Raw genomic sequence first — 15,089 nt, forward strand, 5'->3', positions numbered from 1 at the left:
TTTAGGGTGGTTTTCTATTATAATATATATTTAAAAGTCGGGGCAGTATAATGCTTTGTGGCGTTCGGCCTTCACTTTTACAGGTCTATTTTTTGGATATTTTACAGAGTATGATATAATATATTTTACGGATTCGCCCGCTTTCACATTGATGTTCCACTGCAGTTTACCATTGTCTTTGTTCCAGTCGGCTGCTGATATTTCTGTTACATCAACCACAATCTCACTATTAGCACTAATTGGCACTTGGTCGAACAAATTAATAGATACATCTTTACTATTTCCATTTCGAATAGATATTTCATACGTGAAATTACTGACTGTGTTTCCACTAAAAAAAGTCTTATGAGATTTTTCTTTTTTCTTCTCATATTTCAGAACAACCTTTTGGTCACGGCCCACCGAAACTTCTAGGGTATCACCATCAATATTTGGGTTAATATATGATTCGCCTATATATGTTTTTCCCATATATACATTTGCGGGGCCTTCAATCAAATTCAAAGTATCCCAATCTAAAATACTGGCCATCAAATAAGCCTTTGCATCTAATTTGGGAATAGCTACATAGTGATAATCTGCTTTCAAAGTATATTGTTTCATTTCTACCAAATAAGGTTTTCCATCGGTAGGAATTGTTTTCTTTTCTGCTATTTCAAAATCTACACTTAATTGTGATATATCAATGGTGGTAAATTTTTTCTGTTCATCTCTATTACTATTTGTTATGATATCATAAGTAGTATAACCGTTACTATTTTTTTGAATTTTACTTTTATTGGCCCAGTTGGATTGTCTACCACTTGAATACATTTGCCCTGTTGGCGACTCAAAATCGATACGCCAAGGATCGAGCACTGGCACCATGGCCGACTTAGAAGGGTCAGCCGTTGACACCACCAATTGTATATTATTCCAATCGATTCCAGTATTATTATACATTTTTGCATTATATACTAAATTGACGGGTTTGGAAATATCTGAAATTTTAAAATCGTAAAAGGGAGCCCAACCGCAATCGGTAACAAAATGTTGGAACTCGTATATTTCGGTTGTGGCCATTTCACTTTCTACAGTTGCTTTCACCAGCCTGTTTGTCTTGTAAAAGGTATTCTCCATTTTCGACTTATATACTTTTAAAGCTGTGCGTATACCGGCCAAACTATCTAATTGTATTTGGTACTTTCGTAATAAATGAACAATCTCGGTAAGCCTTGAACGAAATAGGTTAGCCATTTTCTGTAGCTCCACTACTTGCACGCCCACATTGCTACCACCTATATTCATATTACTTGAAAACAAATCACGTTCTTTATTATAAATGCTAATCAAATCATTGGTCTCATTAATCTGAGCCTGTATCAATTTGAGGCTGTCTGTGATGCTTTTGTAATGTATGTTTTGCTCCAATGCCGTCAATTCTAAAGACACTTCTGTAAGTGCGACTACTTTGGCATTGCCCGAAAACTGTAACAAAATTCGGTCAGCATCGGCTTTGGCTGAAATGCCCTTGAATTCGATTTGGTTGGTTCCCTTTTTAAGATTGACGGATCCATATTGGACGAGTGTTGCTCCCATTGTATAAATGGTAACATTAGAAGGTTTACTGTCAAAATTCAGACGCTCTTGTGCTTGAGCGATGTGAAGACTAACACTACAAGCAAATACTAAAATACTAAATAATTTTTTCATTGTGTTAAATGAGGGGTTCAAAAATAATGATTATTGTGCAAAGTATAACGGCGTATCGCGTAATAAAGTTGCAATCTTTGCGAGAGGATTGGGGAATTGGAATTCAGATTTCATCCTATTCCCCGTTTCCCAATTCCCAAATCCTATCTTACCTTTGCACCATGGCTTCCATCAGACAAGAAAAATTTGCTAGGCTCCTACAGCGTGATTTGTCTAACATTATACAACAACGCACGCACAGTTATTTCGAGGGGAAAATGTTAATGGTGAACGACGTAGAAGTATCACCCGATCTTGGTTATGCCAAAGTATATTTGGGATTTGTTAACCAAAGCGAGAAAGATTATTTATTGGGCCTGGTTAATTTCCACAGCAAAGAAATTAGACACGAGCTCGCTCAAAAAATAAGAAACGAAGTACGCAAAATTCCAGAACTCACTTTCTATATCGACAACACCTTGGACAATGCCCTGAAGATGGAGAAAATTTTGGAAAAATTGAAAGAGAATAATGAATTATAATAGTTGACAGTTGCGAGTTGCGGGTTGCGGGTTGTGAGAGGCATACGCGAGATAGCCCATACCCCACTCCTAACTAATAACGCACAACCGACAACTAAAAAATCATTAAATCAAAAATCACTAAATCATACATATCAAGATGCATTATGACCCAATAAAAGACGGACTCGGCAGGTTTTTTAATAAGAGCACTGCTAGCCGCAAATTTTTCTACAAACTATTAGATCTTTTGTTGCTGCGTTGTTGGCATATTCACCAAGAATTGCGTGTATGGCAAGATGAAAATCCAAACAAAAAAGAAGTATTGGATGCAGGTTGTGGCTTTGGTCAATATAGTTTTTGGATGGCGAATAAAAATCCCAAATTTAATATTACTTCTGTAGATGTGAAAGAAGATTACTTGGCCGATTGCCGTGTATTTTTTAAAGAATGTGGATTGAATAATGTGAAATTTGAAGTGGGCGATCTTACCAATTTCCCCCGTGAAAACAGCTACGATTTAGTGGTGTGTGTAGATGTGATGGAACATATATTGGAAGATGTGGAAGTGTTCAAACATTTCTATAAAAACTTAAAACCCGGAGGTATGATGTTGGTATCAACCCCTAGCGACCAAGGTGGCAGCGATGTTGGTGATGATAGTGATGAGTCATTTATTAGCGAACATGTACGTGATGGTTATAATATAAATGAGATACAAGACAAATTACGTTTGGCTGGTTTCACCAAAACATTTGCTAGATACAGTTATGGTACACCTGGCAAAATTTCGTGGAGATTGTCTATGAAATATCCCATACAAATGCTCAATACTTCCAAACTTTTCTATATCATTATTCCTTTTTGGTATCTGGTATTTTATCCACTTTGTTATGTATTAAATTGGGTGGATACTTTAGGCTCGCACAAAACAGGAACAGGTTTGATAGTGAAAGCTTGGAAGTAATACCTATCATTCTGTCCCGATAAGTCCCGAAAGCTTTCGGGACTTATCGGGACAGAATGACATATATAATATAATGAACACCGATTCTGCTCAAACTATATATATTGATTATCTCAAATTTGAGAAGAAAGCATCGCCACATACTGTCGATGCATATCTTACCGATTTAGGCCAGTTTCTTGCTTTTATAAAACTAGATTTCGAAATAGAAAATCTGGAAGAATGTTCACACCAGATAATCCGCAGTTGGCTGGTACAGCTAATGGGAGATGGCATTAGCCCACGTTCGGTTAATAGAAAGATTACTTGTTTGCAAAGTTTTTTTAAGTATCATATTCGCTTGGGAAATATTATACAAAATCCGATACAAAAAGTACAAAGACCCAAGCAGGGAAAAAAACTTCCTGTTTTTATTGACGAACAAAATATCAATAACTTTTTGGATATTAAAAATGAAGAAAATGATTTTGCCACACAGCGTAACCAAATGATTTTATTATTATTATATCATTGTGGAATTAGGAGAGCGGAATTGGTGAATTTAAAAACTGCTGATGTTGATTTATTGCGTGGGCAAATAAAAGTATTAGGTAAACGCAACAAAGAACGCATTATCCCTATCCTGCCTGAATTACAAGATGCCATCAAAGAATATATAATTGCAAAAACAGAAATGGGTTTTAACAATATAGAACTCTTATGCAGCGATAAAGGAGTTATACTTAGTGTGGGAATGGTTTATACAAAAGTGAAGAATTTTTTATCGCAGTTTACTACTTTGCAAAAGAAAAGTCCGCATGTATTACGTCATACATTCGCTACGCACATGCTCAATCATGGTGCCGATTTGAATGCAATTAAAGAATTGTTGGGTCATGCAAATTTAGCAGCCACGCAAGTATATACGCATAATTCGTTCGAGCGATTAAAAGCACAGCATAAGCAGGCACATCCAAAGGGGTAGCATGTTTAGATTTCACAGCCGTACTTGTTTCGAGATGGTAAAGTTGTCAAATCTTTAGAAAGCAAAATATATACATATTTTACAAAAAACCAAATTATACCGAAATTAAATATATAATAGTCCGAAAAAAGGGGGACTAATTCCCCCGCATCCCGATAACTATCGGGATTAAGCGGGGCGTTCGGGATGTAGTTCGGCATTACGATTCTAAAAACTAAATCCGCCACAGGCGGAGAACTATTTTAGTTTAAGAATTGGTATTATATACTGTGGTTTAGGCTTTCCATAGCAAAGATGAGAGAACAGAAATAGTATAACATATATATTCATTTTCATATGCTTCACTTTACACTTAATTATTTATCAATAGTTATTATTGGAAGTTTGAAAGTGTAGTTCTTTGTTGCGTCGATGGGTGTAAACTCTACATATCCTTTCTTTAGTGAATCCTGTTGTTGTGTAATTAATATATATGGATAGTAATCTTCTAACGGATGATTCAGGGAATAGGCTAAGTCGATTGTGTCTGAGTTATTTCTTTTATTCCAATCACCTGTATAGTATGTTGAACAACCAAAAGCAGAGGAAGTGCTAGCAAATTTATTATGTTCTCTTAAAGTAAAATCGAAAGTACTTACCGCCCCTTCTGAACCTGCATAAAGAATTATTTTTTCGTGTTTCACATTCTTTATAAAATCACGTCTTGCCTTTTTGTCAATTTTAGACATGATGCAACTTGTGAAAAATAAAGTCGATATAATTATAAGTTTTTGCAAAACATATTAATTAGTGTGTGTTGCTATTTAATAGTGATAGATTTGACAAATCTGCAAACACACATGCCAATACTGATTTGTCAAATCATCTTCCTAATTCCCCAACCAATCTTCCGGGTTCAATTTCACGGTATCTTTCCACACCTCAAAGTGTAAAATTGTTTGTCCTTCGTCTACATCAGTATAGATGGAGCCCAAGGACTGACGGGCGTTTACATTGTCGCCTACTTTTACGGTTACATTCTCTAAATGGCAATAAACAGTATAATAATTACCATGACTCACCATCACCATTTTTTGCAAACCGGGAATCGTTACTACAGCTTTCACGGTGCCTTTATATACTGCGGTAACATTGCTACCAGGGGTGGTGCTTATGTCAACGCCATTATTTTCTATCACAATGTTTTTGAGATTAGGGTGAGAATGGACCCCAAACGAACTCACTATTAATCCCTTCGAAACTGGCCAAGGTAAATTGTTGCGATTCACGGCAAAGTTTGTAGTAAGCGGGTCTATAGTGGCATGTGCAGGTAAGTCTGCTTTTTTAGGTTGGTCTTCCTTGTCTTCTTTTTTAGGCTCAATACCATCTTGTTTTTGTTGTTCCAGCTTCTTCCGTTTCTCTTCGTCTTTTTTGCGTTTTTCTTCGGCATCAGCTTCACGTTGTTTACGTTTGGCTTCTTCTATTTCGCGTTTTATAATATCTTTAATAGCACGATCCAATTGAGCCATCGCTTTTTTGCGGTCGTTCAACTGGCGTTGTAAATCTTTTTCTTGTCCCTTTAGTTGTGTTAATACATCGGTTTGCTCTACGCGGTCACTTTGCAGGGCATGCTTTTCGGTTTCTTTTTCGCCAATGGTTTGCTCTTTATTTGTTTTGGTATAGGTCAATCTTTTTTGCTTACCAGATAATACAACTTTGGTCTCTTTAATTTTATTTAACTGTGTTTTGCGTTGCTCGGCTAGTGTCTTATAATACTTTATTCTATTTACTGCTTGGTTAAACGAACTTGCAGAAAATATATATACCAGTTTATTATAGTGGTCACGGTTTTTATAAGCACCCACTACCATTTTGGCAAGTTTGCTTTTCTGTTGTTTTAAGTTTTGGCTTAGTGTTACTACCGAATCTTCAATTGCAATCAATTCATTTTCTAAGTAGTCTACTTGTTGGCCCAAATTAGAGATAACAGATTGTCTGGTATATATTTGCCTGGTGAGCGACTGTAATACAAAAAGTGATTTGTACTGACTATTTTTGTTATGAGAAATATAGTTTTTTATTTCTTGTATCTCTTGCTGTTTTTGTTTTTTGCTTTTTTCTAAATCACTTTTGCTAGGCTGTTGGGCAAGTGAAACAAATGCATTGTTGATAGCCATAAAGGTGATGATATATATATATATTCTTTTCATCTTCATTTTTTTTGACATTTGGTATAACTGGCAGGGATATTAAAATCGGGTGAGAGTAGCTTATTGAAAGCAGGCTCATCATAATCGAATTTGATGGTAGCTTGTTGTGGTCGAACGGTATTGAACTCCAAACTATGTGGTATTTTAGTTGATTCTACCATGTTGAAATTACTATAGTTTATTCTCAGATCCTGTTTCTTAATTTTATCTTCGACTGCGTTCTCAAATATCTCTAACGTATTAAGTAGTGCTTTTATTGTGTTTTTGGTAGCAGTGTCTTCCAAATTAGCAGTGACCACACCCAAACTGTCTTTACTAAAAAAAGCCTTAGCCAAGTCGATGGTTGAATTTCCTATAAGTGCCGCCTGTAGTTTCTCGAGTGTGAAAGGTACATTGGAGAATTTTTGTATATAATTGTAATTGGCAAGTATATAACATTTATTAAATTTGTTGAGCACCTTAAGTGAATCTTTGGTGACCAAAACCCTAGCTTGCTCACCTAAAAAAGGGACAGATACAGAAAGCCAAACATATTCTCCTTTTTTCATTCGAAGCGTCCCACTAAAATTACTAATAGGCAAACTGATGGCACTGGTGTTCAGATCAATGTCTACCTTGGCAGTAAAAGTATTCCACTCAATGTTTTTAAATTGGTAGCTTTCAGCTTTTACGGGAATGGGTTCTCTATTTTTTAAAACCAGCACAGTGTCCTTTTTTTCAACAGGTGTAGTTTTTGTTAAATTCTTTTTCGGTTTACACGAATACGCAAACATCGAAACTGAAAGTATTATATATAGTAGTTTAGTCATTGTTTTTTAGTTGCGAGTTGTAATCCCGATAGCTATGGTGTGGGTTGTGGGTTGTATTCGCGTTAGCATCATTAACCCCGCCGCGGCGGGAATCATTTATCATTGCATTATCGATTCACCATTATTCAATCATTTTACTACTAATCTTACGGTCTATCATTTCACTTGCTCCACCTTTCTCTTTAGCAAGTATCCAATATTTAAGTGCCTCTTCGGGCTTTCCGTTTTTATATAAAGCATCTGCATAATGTTCTAATACTTCTCCATTATCGGGGTTACCGTTCGCAGCTTTCTTTAAATTGATTTCAGCATCATTGTATTTTTTGTTTTTATATAATACATAACCGTAGGTATCTAAATAATTGGCATTGTCAGGAAAACGCTCAATGATGCGTTTCGACATTTCTTCTGCTTTATTGAGTTTATCACCACGCAAGGCCAAAAAATATGCCCAGTTGTTTAGGGTATAATAGTTATCTATATCAAATAGTAATACTTGTTCAAAAGCGGAATCGGAAGTGCTGTATTGTTTTGCAAAATGTGCGGCATCGCCCAGTGTGGTATATAATAATATATTCAAACTGCGGTCGATGGGCGAAGTCTCAATACCTTGTCTGCAAAGGGTTACCACTCGGTCATACTTTTTAAGGTTATAGTTTGCTTGTGCATTATACAAATAAAAACCTGTAACGTGGGGGAAGTATGAAATGGCCCTATCGGCATCCTCAATTACTTTTTTATCATCTTTTAATTTAATATCAATTTCGATAATTTCTGAATGGGCATTTTGTATACTGGGCGATAATTGTATTGCTCTTTCCAAATCGTTTCTGGCATCTTCCAATTTGTCAATGGTTTGGTTGTAACGAGCAGAGATAAGAAAAAAAGTGGGTTCTTCACTTTCATTCAGTTTTAATATATTTAATAAATCTTCAAAGTCTTCCCTGGTTTTTGGGTCCGATTTTTTGATACGTTGCAAGCGTGGTATCAAATTTTCCATTTTGTCTTTACTTGGCACATCATCGCTCGCAAAGGCAAGCTTAAGGTGATGCACGGCACTATCGTCCATACCTTTACTTTCATAATATTGCGAAAGGGCCATGTGGGCCAATCCGCTTTGTGGCTTTGTGGCCGCAATTTCATAATACATTTTTATTGCTTTTTCTACTTGATTATGTTGTTGGTATAAATCGGCAAGCATACCTTTATATCTTATTTCTAATGGAAATGCATCTGCTAATTTTATCAATGTTTTAATGGCATTGTTATAATCTTTTTTCTGTAAATACACATCTTCCTTGCTTAACGATGATTTTTCGTTGATGCCCTCTTTCTTTTCAATTTTATTGTAGAGTTTAATTGCTTTGCTTGTTTTTCCACTGATGCCCCACATGGCAGCGGCATTATACACATGATTAAGCTGGTCGGGTTCAAGTTTATATAATTGTTCGAAAGTTTGAGCCGCTTCTTCATATTGCCTCACAGCTTTGTACATATCGGCTAGATGTTGCAAATACCAGCGGTTTTTGGGATCGAGTTTGGATGCATTTGAATAGTATATCAAAGCTTGCCTATAATCGCCTTTCCCCTGCAGAATGGTGCCAATTAAATACATACTTGCATGATGCTTGGGCTCAATCTCTAAGCAACGCAATAGGTTTGTTTCAGCACTTTCTTTATTAGACAAAGCTAATTGTTTGAGGGCCTCATAATAATAATTGTCGAGTTTTATTTTTTGCTGTTCAGCTATAACAGACTCTATAGAATTCTGTGAAAAACTATAATTTGAGAAACAAAAAAGAGCAATAAATATATATAATATCCTTTTAATGATTTGCCCCTTGCAAAAGCCGTGATTATATAATATAATTGGTAACAAAATGCACTTAGGTTAATATAGAATAATCGCCCAAACTGAGTTCTTCTGTCGGGCCTTTGTAATGAACGTTGTTACCTATCATACTGTTACAAATATTTGCATATTCTATAAGGGTATTGCTTTGTATAATACTGTTACTGATTACAGAATGAGATACTTTGCAGTTGTCGCCCACAGAAGCATAAGGCCCCACCACTGAATTTTCTATCACGACATTGTGGCCGATATAGGATGGTTCGATAACTATACTATTAACTAGTTTGGCCGATGGGCTAAGCAACGTTTCGTTACGTTTGTTTTCCAATACTCGTTGGTTGGTGAATACGGTGCTTTGATAATTACCGCAGTCGAGCCATTCAGTAACTGCGGCTGGGGCAAATTTGAGACCCTTGTTTTTCATATTGGCCAAGGCATTGGTAAGTTGGTATTCGCCTTTTTCTTTTATATTATTATCGATAAGATATTGCAATTCGGTGCGAAGATTTTCACCATCTTTAAAATAATATATACCGATGATGGCCATATCGCTCACAAAATCTTTGGGTTTTTCTATCATATCACTGATAAAACCATCCTCACCCATTTTCACCACCCCAAACTGTTCGGGATTTTTCACATGGTTCACCCAAATAACCCCATCGAGGTTGCGGTCAATTTTGATATCGGCCACAAAAAGAGTATCAGCAAATGCTACAATTACGTTTCCTTTAAGGCTTTCGGCTGCACATAAAATAGCATGGCCTGTTCCCAAAGGTTCGTCTTGATAAAATATTTTACCTTTTGCCCCTAGGCTTTCTGCAATACTGATGAGACTTTGTTCGGCCTCGAGGCCAAATCGTCCCACCACAAATGCTATTTCCTCAATTTTTTCGTTGCTTTCTTTTGCTAAATCTTCTACGAGTCTTTGCACAATTGGCTTGCCAGCCACGGGTAGCAGGGGTTTGGGCACGGTGAGGGTATGTGGCCTCATGCGTTTGCCCATGCCTGCCATGGGTATGATAATGTTCATCTATTTTTTTCTTTCGTTATTATAATATTCAAATTCCTGTACTTCCATAGCCACCATTGCCTCGTTGTGTTTCATTGAGCTCTTCAACGGGCTGCCAAGTAATAGTTTCGTGTTTAGAAACTATCATTTGGGCTATTCTTTCGCCTGGGGTTAGAGTCACTTTTTCGGGGGACAAATTTATGATTAAAACTTGGATTTCACCCCGATAATCCGCATCGATGGTGCCTGGGGTATTGAGCACGGTAATTCCTTTTTTTAATGCAAGCCCACTGCGGGGTCTAATCTGGGCTTCGTGGCCAACGGGCAGCTCAATGAACAATCCAGTAGGAATTAATTTTCGCTCCAATGAATTCAGTTCAATCGGGCTTTCGATATTGGCCATTAAATCTAAGCCCGCTGCGGCTACCGTTTGGTATGCAGGCAATGGGTTGGCCGATTTATTAACGACGAGTACGTTGAGCATATTGTTATTAGTTTTCAAAATTAAGGAATGTAAGCTAATAGCGACAAAGAAAAAGAATATACATTGGGGATAACTTGATTGATGGCAGTCTGAGTTTATCAAAGACGGTCTTCAATAAACTCAGACTGACAATTGTGTTAGCAGCTTATTTAGGTGTTCTCATTGACTGCACAATAAAGTTGCTGTTAGCAAGCTTTCTAATTTGTGTAGGCCTGAGGAATATTGTGTTCGATTTTTTGGTATTTTGGATTTTATCAGGTTTGATTTTTTTCCTAAAACAAGGGCAACGTATTTTTTAAAATTGTGTCTTAATGCGAGCAATTACCCTTTACTTTGCTGAAAACTATATTTATTATTTTTTTGAGAAGCTGTCAACTTTTATTTTGCACTATACTTTTAAATCTGCTGTGTTTGCATGCAGAAGCACAATCGTGTACAATAAAATGCGATAATTACACTTGTCTTGGAAGTAGTATGGTCTTCGTGCTGGATGCAGGTGCTCAGACACCCGTAAGTTATGATTGGGATTTCGGGGATGGGCAAAAATCCACATTATCGTCGCCTGCAAATTTATATATTAAGGCAGGAATATATAAAGTAAAAGTAACGTCTACTTTTACTGGTGGTGCATCGTGCAGCGATACTAAAACCATTTCTGTATATGACTTGCCTGTTGCCAAATTTTCTATAAACCCAATATCCCAGTTTTGTTTTGTGGGAAATAATATATGCGTTGCAGACGAAAGTACTGAAAGTGCAGACAAAAATGCGTTAAAAAAGCGAATTATTCTATGGGGCGATGGTGCTGCAAATATTGATACAGGAAGTAGTATAAATAACAAAGGACTTTGCCATAGCTATAATCAAACGGGTCAGTTTATTATAGATATGGAAATAACGGACACGAAAGGATGTACTAAAAAGTTTGGGGTTACCATTAATATTAAGCATGATATTGTGGCACAGTTTTTTGCAGATACTGTTGACCGAAACTGCGATTCACCTAGGATTTGCTTTACAGATATATCCATTGCACAAGCCGGTACACATGTGAAAGGCCGTATATGGAAATCGGGGAATACAACGGATAGCAATGCGACATTTTGCAAAACATTTTACGCAGGAAAGTATGATACGGTTAGATTATATAGTTATAATGATTCTGGATGTGTGGATACGGCAGAAACATTTATTTATATTCCGAAGGTAAGCAGTAACTATCAATTTCGCGATTCAATAGTCGAGCATTGTTTTGGGACAAATGAGGTTTGGGTAAGTTTGCCGCCTAACTCAGCCTATATAAAAAGTGTGAATACCACATTTTATAATGAGTTTCACAAACCACTCGAGAAAGTATTGATATATGTGGGTGAAAATAGCAAATGGGAATTCTATCATATAGCTAGAGAATATGGAGCTGGTGTTTTTTATATAAGCCAATCTATAAATTATGGTTTTTGTAATACCACTTATACCGATTCGATATATATAAATGGGCCAGGATTAAATGATAAATCAGTAAAATTTAGAAATACAAATCAGTGTAAAGAAAAGAACGATTCCGTATTTGTATGTGTAGATTTTATTAAGGCTCGTGCAAAGAATGCAAAAGTAACCGTCGACTATGGCGACAACTACAGCCCTGCATGTACTTCGTGGGTTGGCAAAGGGATTAATGTGGGACAAAATTGTAATATAAGTCATGATAATCCAAGTGCACATTTATATACTAAGCAAGGTTGCTATCAATTAAAATTAACCGTAGAAGATACAATTCTACATTGTGTAGATTCTATGATACAAAACGTGTGGATTGGTCCACCCAAGCTTACGCCGTTTTATTATTCAAGTACCAATCATTGTAAAGGTTCGCTATTCACTTTTTTTAAAGAAAAGATGCAACCTAGTTTGCCTTGCGGTTTTAAAGATTGGTGGATTAATTTTGATTCGGCATGTGATATTAAAAATTTTGTACATCGAGATACCACACCACTTGATGGCAACGGAAATCCGTTTACAAGATATAATTATACTTGCGGCTCCGATGGTTGGGTAACTGTTGGTTTCGTGGGTAAGACAGGTGGTGGCCCAATATATACAGGATGCAATAGTAGCAATGGAGAAATGGATTCGTGTATAGATACTATATGGGTGCACAATTGGTTTAGAATATTTCGTCCGAAAGCAATTATGGTGTTACTAAAACAAAATGTATGTGCCAATGGTGAAATAGAAGTTGGTTTGCGTGATTCTATTCAAGACAGTATAGATATTGTGGTGTGGGATTTTAATGATGGTACTATTGTATATGATACTATAAAGGGACCAAAGTGGCTTATCAAAAGTCAGAAACATATATATAAATCGCAAGGGCATTGGCCTATTACAGTTACGGTTAATGATAAGCATGGTTGTAGTGCCTATTCCTATCAATTTATTGATGTAGGCCATTCTAGTTTTTTTACAGTAAAAGATACCGTGATGTGTATGGGAAGTCCCACAAGGTTTTATGATGATATATGGTATTGGTCATCGATAGGAAAATATACCTATAATGATTCCCAATATTTATGGAAATTCGCCAACCGTCCCGAAAAAATGTATTGGTATTTTGGTGATGGCGATTCGGCCACGGGTACGCGTCCGCAGCACACATATAAGCAAGCAGGTAAATATAAACCTATGCTAGTGAGCATTGATAGTTTGGGATGCATAGATACTTTTTATGCAAATTTTGGTATACATATATTAAACTTCCATGCAAATTTTTATCAGAAAAATGATAAGTTTTTATGTGGTGAGTTTGTGCAGTTATTCGATTCAAGTTATAGTTCATCCGACTCCACTTATACCGCAGCTAACGATACGGCAATATGGTGGGATTGGGATTTTGGCGATGGTAAACGACACAGTAGTTTGCAAAATCCTTATCATAATTATTCTTCTTTTGGTTGGTTTACGGTTACCTTAAAAACAAGAAATAAAAAGGGTTGTGAAGATAGTATTTCGAAACGCATATATGTGAAAGGTCCTATTCCTTCTTTTGAAATTATTTCTGACTCTATCGGCTGTGTCGCAATGACGGTGAGGTTCCGCAATACCAGTATCGATACCACCTGTTCAAGATATATATGGTTGATGGGCGACAGCAATCGTACTATAATTTCTACCACTAGCGATACAGATATAGTGTTTACTTATACCAAACCGGGCCGATACGAAATATATTTATATGGTGAAGACAGTATATATAATCCAGATACCAAAAATAAATATTATTGTTCATCTCTATTTCCCGATACTAATTTTCAAATGAAAAGAGTAGTGATTGTGCAGCCATTTCTACCAGCAGATTTTACAAAGCCCGATACCGTATGCCCACACCAGTACTTTGATTTGATTGACAAAAGTGATTCTGCATATACTTTTTATAGAATAAATTGGGACGATGGAACTTATGATAGTGCAATAGCAAAAACCATCAAACATGCTTATAACAAATCGGGGATATATACCATACAGTATATGCCCGGCAATGTGCCACAACCATTATATGATACTTGTTTTAATCAGATATCGAAAACTATTATAGTAAGTAATATTATAGCAGATTTTGATTTGGACGCTACCAAAATTGGAGAAACGGGTGAGATTGGTACCATTCAAAAATCGACTTACGCTGTAAAATATAAATGGGATTTCGGCAATGCAAAACAGGGAAGTTCAAACAAAAGCACAGAAATAGCCCCATCGCATAATTATGCAGGCGACACAGGAATATTTAATGTGTGTTTATGGACATATAATGAACAAGGCTGCTGGGATTCTTTGTGCAAACCAGTACACGCATTCCTTATACACCATATTCTCATCCCCAATGTATTTACTGCCAATGGCGATACTATTAATGATGCATTTGATATTGATATAGAAGGCGAAGAAGATTATCATTTGTATATTTATAACCGTTGGGGTGAATTGGTATTTATAGGAACCGAAGACGGAGAAGGCGATGATGGAAAAAACTGGAATGGTCATGTATTCAATACAGGAGCTGAGTGTGCCGAAGGTACTTACTATTGGGTACTATCATGCAGATTTCGAGGGTACAAAAAACAGGAGTATCGTAAAGGCTTTTTAACTTTGCTGAGGTAGGTATTATCTTGAATTGAAGAAAACTTTGAACGAATAAAATTTTATACCAAAACTCAATATATAATAGTCTAAAAAAGGGGACTAAACCCCCCGCATCCCGATAATTATCGGGATTAAGCGGGGCTTTCGGGATGCAATTCGGCATTACCATTCTAAAAACTAATCCACCACAGGCAGAGAACTATTATAGTTTAAGAAATAGTGTTAAAGATATTGGATCCCTTTCAGCATTCCCTTCTGCTATAGTAAGCACAATAGTATAAGCCAGCCACTGGCGGGAAGGGTCGATGCCAATGTTCATTAAGTGTAAGAGCAAATTGCAAAACAGGGGAGGAGGCAAACCCGCGTAGCTGCGTGAGGGATGGCAGCGGAAAGCCCGCAGCAGAGCGAGGACTTGCAGCGTACAGCCCGACGCCGCTTCGGCGGCACGCCCACAAAAACACTGAGAGAACTTAATAAAAA

General features: G+C 36.7%; 11 protein-coding genes. 4 read left to right on the top strand and 7 right to left on the bottom strand.

The features are described from left to right. Nucleotides 1-30 precede the first annotated feature (30 nt). Nucleotides 31-1,692, bottom strand: coding sequence for a DUF4139 domain-containing protein (locus tag SGJ10_14930; GenBank protein ID MDZ4759417.1), 1,662 nt, complete (start codon nt 1,690-1,692; stop codon nt 31-33). A 161-nt stretch (nt 1,693-1,853) separates the two neighbouring features. Here SGJ10_14930 and rbfA point away from each other — a divergent pair, with 161 nt between their 5' ends. The 3 genes from rbfA to SGJ10_14945 all read left to right on the top strand — a co-directional run bounded on the left by rbfA (nt 1,854) and on the right by SGJ10_14945 (nt 4,123). Then, the gene (gene rbfA, locus SGJ10_14935) at nt 1,854-2,213 is read left to right on the top strand and encodes a 30S ribosome-binding factor RbfA (protein MDZ4759418.1); all 360 of its coding nucleotides are present in this window, start codon (nt 1,854-1,856) and stop codon (nt 2,211-2,213) included. A 139-nt stretch (nt 2,214-2,352) separates the two neighbouring features. Further along, nucleotides 2,353-3,159, top strand: a complete 807-nt coding sequence (locus tag SGJ10_14940; protein MDZ4759419.1) for a class I SAM-dependent methyltransferase — start codon at nt 2,353-2,355, stop codon at nt 3,157-3,159. Between the two features lie 73 nt (nt 3,160-3,232). Further along, nucleotides 3,233-4,123, top strand: coding sequence for a tyrosine-type recombinase/integrase (locus tag SGJ10_14945; protein ID MDZ4759420.1), 891 nt, complete (start codon nt 3,233-3,235; stop codon nt 4,121-4,123). Between the two features lie 356 nt (nt 4,124-4,479). On the opposite strand, the gene SGJ10_14950 is transcribed toward SGJ10_14945, so the two are convergent. The 6 genes from SGJ10_14950 to dut form a co-directional block, all read right to left on the bottom strand. Beyond that, on the bottom strand, nt 4,480-4,851 hold the full coding sequence (locus SGJ10_14950) for a hypothetical protein (GenBank protein ID MDZ4759421.1): 372 nt from the start codon (nt 4,849-4,851) through the stop codon (nt 4,480-4,482). A 141-nt stretch (nt 4,852-4,992) separates the two neighbouring features. Beyond that, nucleotides 4,993-6,330: a peptidoglycan DD-metalloendopeptidase family protein gene (locus SGJ10_14955; GenBank protein MDZ4759422.1), complete on the bottom strand. Its 1,338-nt coding sequence runs from the start codon at nt 6,328-6,330 to the stop codon at nt 4,993-4,995. Beyond that, nucleotides 6,315-7,121, bottom strand: coding sequence for a DUF4292 domain-containing protein (locus tag SGJ10_14960; protein ID MDZ4759423.1), 807 nt, complete (start codon nt 7,119-7,121; stop codon nt 6,315-6,317). Before SGJ10_14960 ends, SGJ10_14955 begins: the two co-directional genes overlap by 16 nt. Nucleotides 7,122-7,242: 121 nt before the next feature. Further along, nucleotides 7,243-9,000 carry a tetratricopeptide repeat protein gene (locus SGJ10_14965; protein MDZ4759424.1) on the bottom strand — a complete coding sequence of 586 codons (1,758 nt, stop codon included), beginning with the start codon at nt 8,998-9,000 and terminating at the stop codon, nt 7,243-7,245. Between the two features lie 7 nt (nt 9,001-9,007). Next, entirely contained in the window at nt 9,008-10,009 is a 1,002-nt protein-coding gene (locus tag SGJ10_14970; GenBank protein ID MDZ4759425.1) for a sugar phosphate nucleotidyltransferase, read from the bottom strand. Between the two features lie 28 nt (nt 10,010-10,037). Further along, nucleotides 10,038-10,472, bottom strand: coding sequence for a dUTP diphosphatase (gene dut / locus SGJ10_14975; protein ID MDZ4759426.1), 435 nt, complete (start codon nt 10,470-10,472; stop codon nt 10,038-10,040). A gap of 474 nt (nt 10,473-10,946) precedes the next feature. On the opposite strand from dut, the gene SGJ10_14980 reads away from it, so the two are divergent. Further along, nucleotides 10,947-14,627, top strand: a complete 3,681-nt coding sequence (locus tag SGJ10_14980; protein MDZ4759427.1) for a PKD domain-containing protein — start codon at nt 10,947-10,949, stop codon at nt 14,625-14,627. Nucleotides 14,628-15,089 lie beyond the last annotated feature (462 nt).

The sequence above is a fragment of the Bacteroidota bacterium genome (genome assembly GCA_034439655.1).
Taxonomy (GTDB): domain Bacteria; phylum Bacteroidota; class Bacteroidia; order UKL13-3; family UKL13-3; genus CANJUD01.

Bases quoted from the DNA above. Each gene is read 5' to 3' on its own strand.
- SGJ10_14930 (MDZ4759417.1), bottom strand. From the start codon at position 1,692: ATGAAAAAATTATTTAGTATTTTAGTATTTGCTTGTAGTGTTAGTCTT.
- SGJ10_14945 (MDZ4759420.1), top strand. From the start codon at position 3,233: ATGAACACCGATTCTGCTCAAACTATATATATTGATTATCTCAAATTT.
- rbfA (MDZ4759418.1), top strand. From the start codon at position 1,854: ATGGCTTCCATCAGACAAGAAAAATTTGCTAGGCTCCTACAGCGTGAT.
- dut (MDZ4759426.1), bottom strand. From the start codon at position 10,472: ATGCTCAACGTACTCGTCGTTAATAAATCGGCCAACCCATTGCCTGCA.
- SGJ10_14950 (MDZ4759421.1), bottom strand. From the start codon at position 4,851: ATGTCTAAAATTGACAAAAAGGCAAGACGTGATTTTATAAAGAATGTG.
- SGJ10_14960 (MDZ4759423.1), bottom strand. From the start codon at position 7,121: ATGACTAAACTACTATATATAATACTTTCAGTTTCGATGTTTGCGTAT.
- SGJ10_14980 (MDZ4759427.1), top strand. From the start codon at position 10,947: ATGGTCTTCGTGCTGGATGCAGGTGCTCAGACACCCGTAAGTTATGAT.
- SGJ10_14940 (MDZ4759419.1), top strand. From the start codon at position 2,353: ATGCATTATGACCCAATAAAAGACGGACTCGGCAGGTTTTTTAATAAG.
- SGJ10_14955 (MDZ4759422.1), bottom strand. From the start codon at position 6,330: ATGTCAAAAAAAATGAAGATGAAAAGAATATATATATATATCATCACC.
- SGJ10_14970 (MDZ4759425.1), bottom strand. From the start codon at position 10,009: ATGAACATTATCATACCCATGGCAGGCATGGGCAAACGCATGAGGCCA.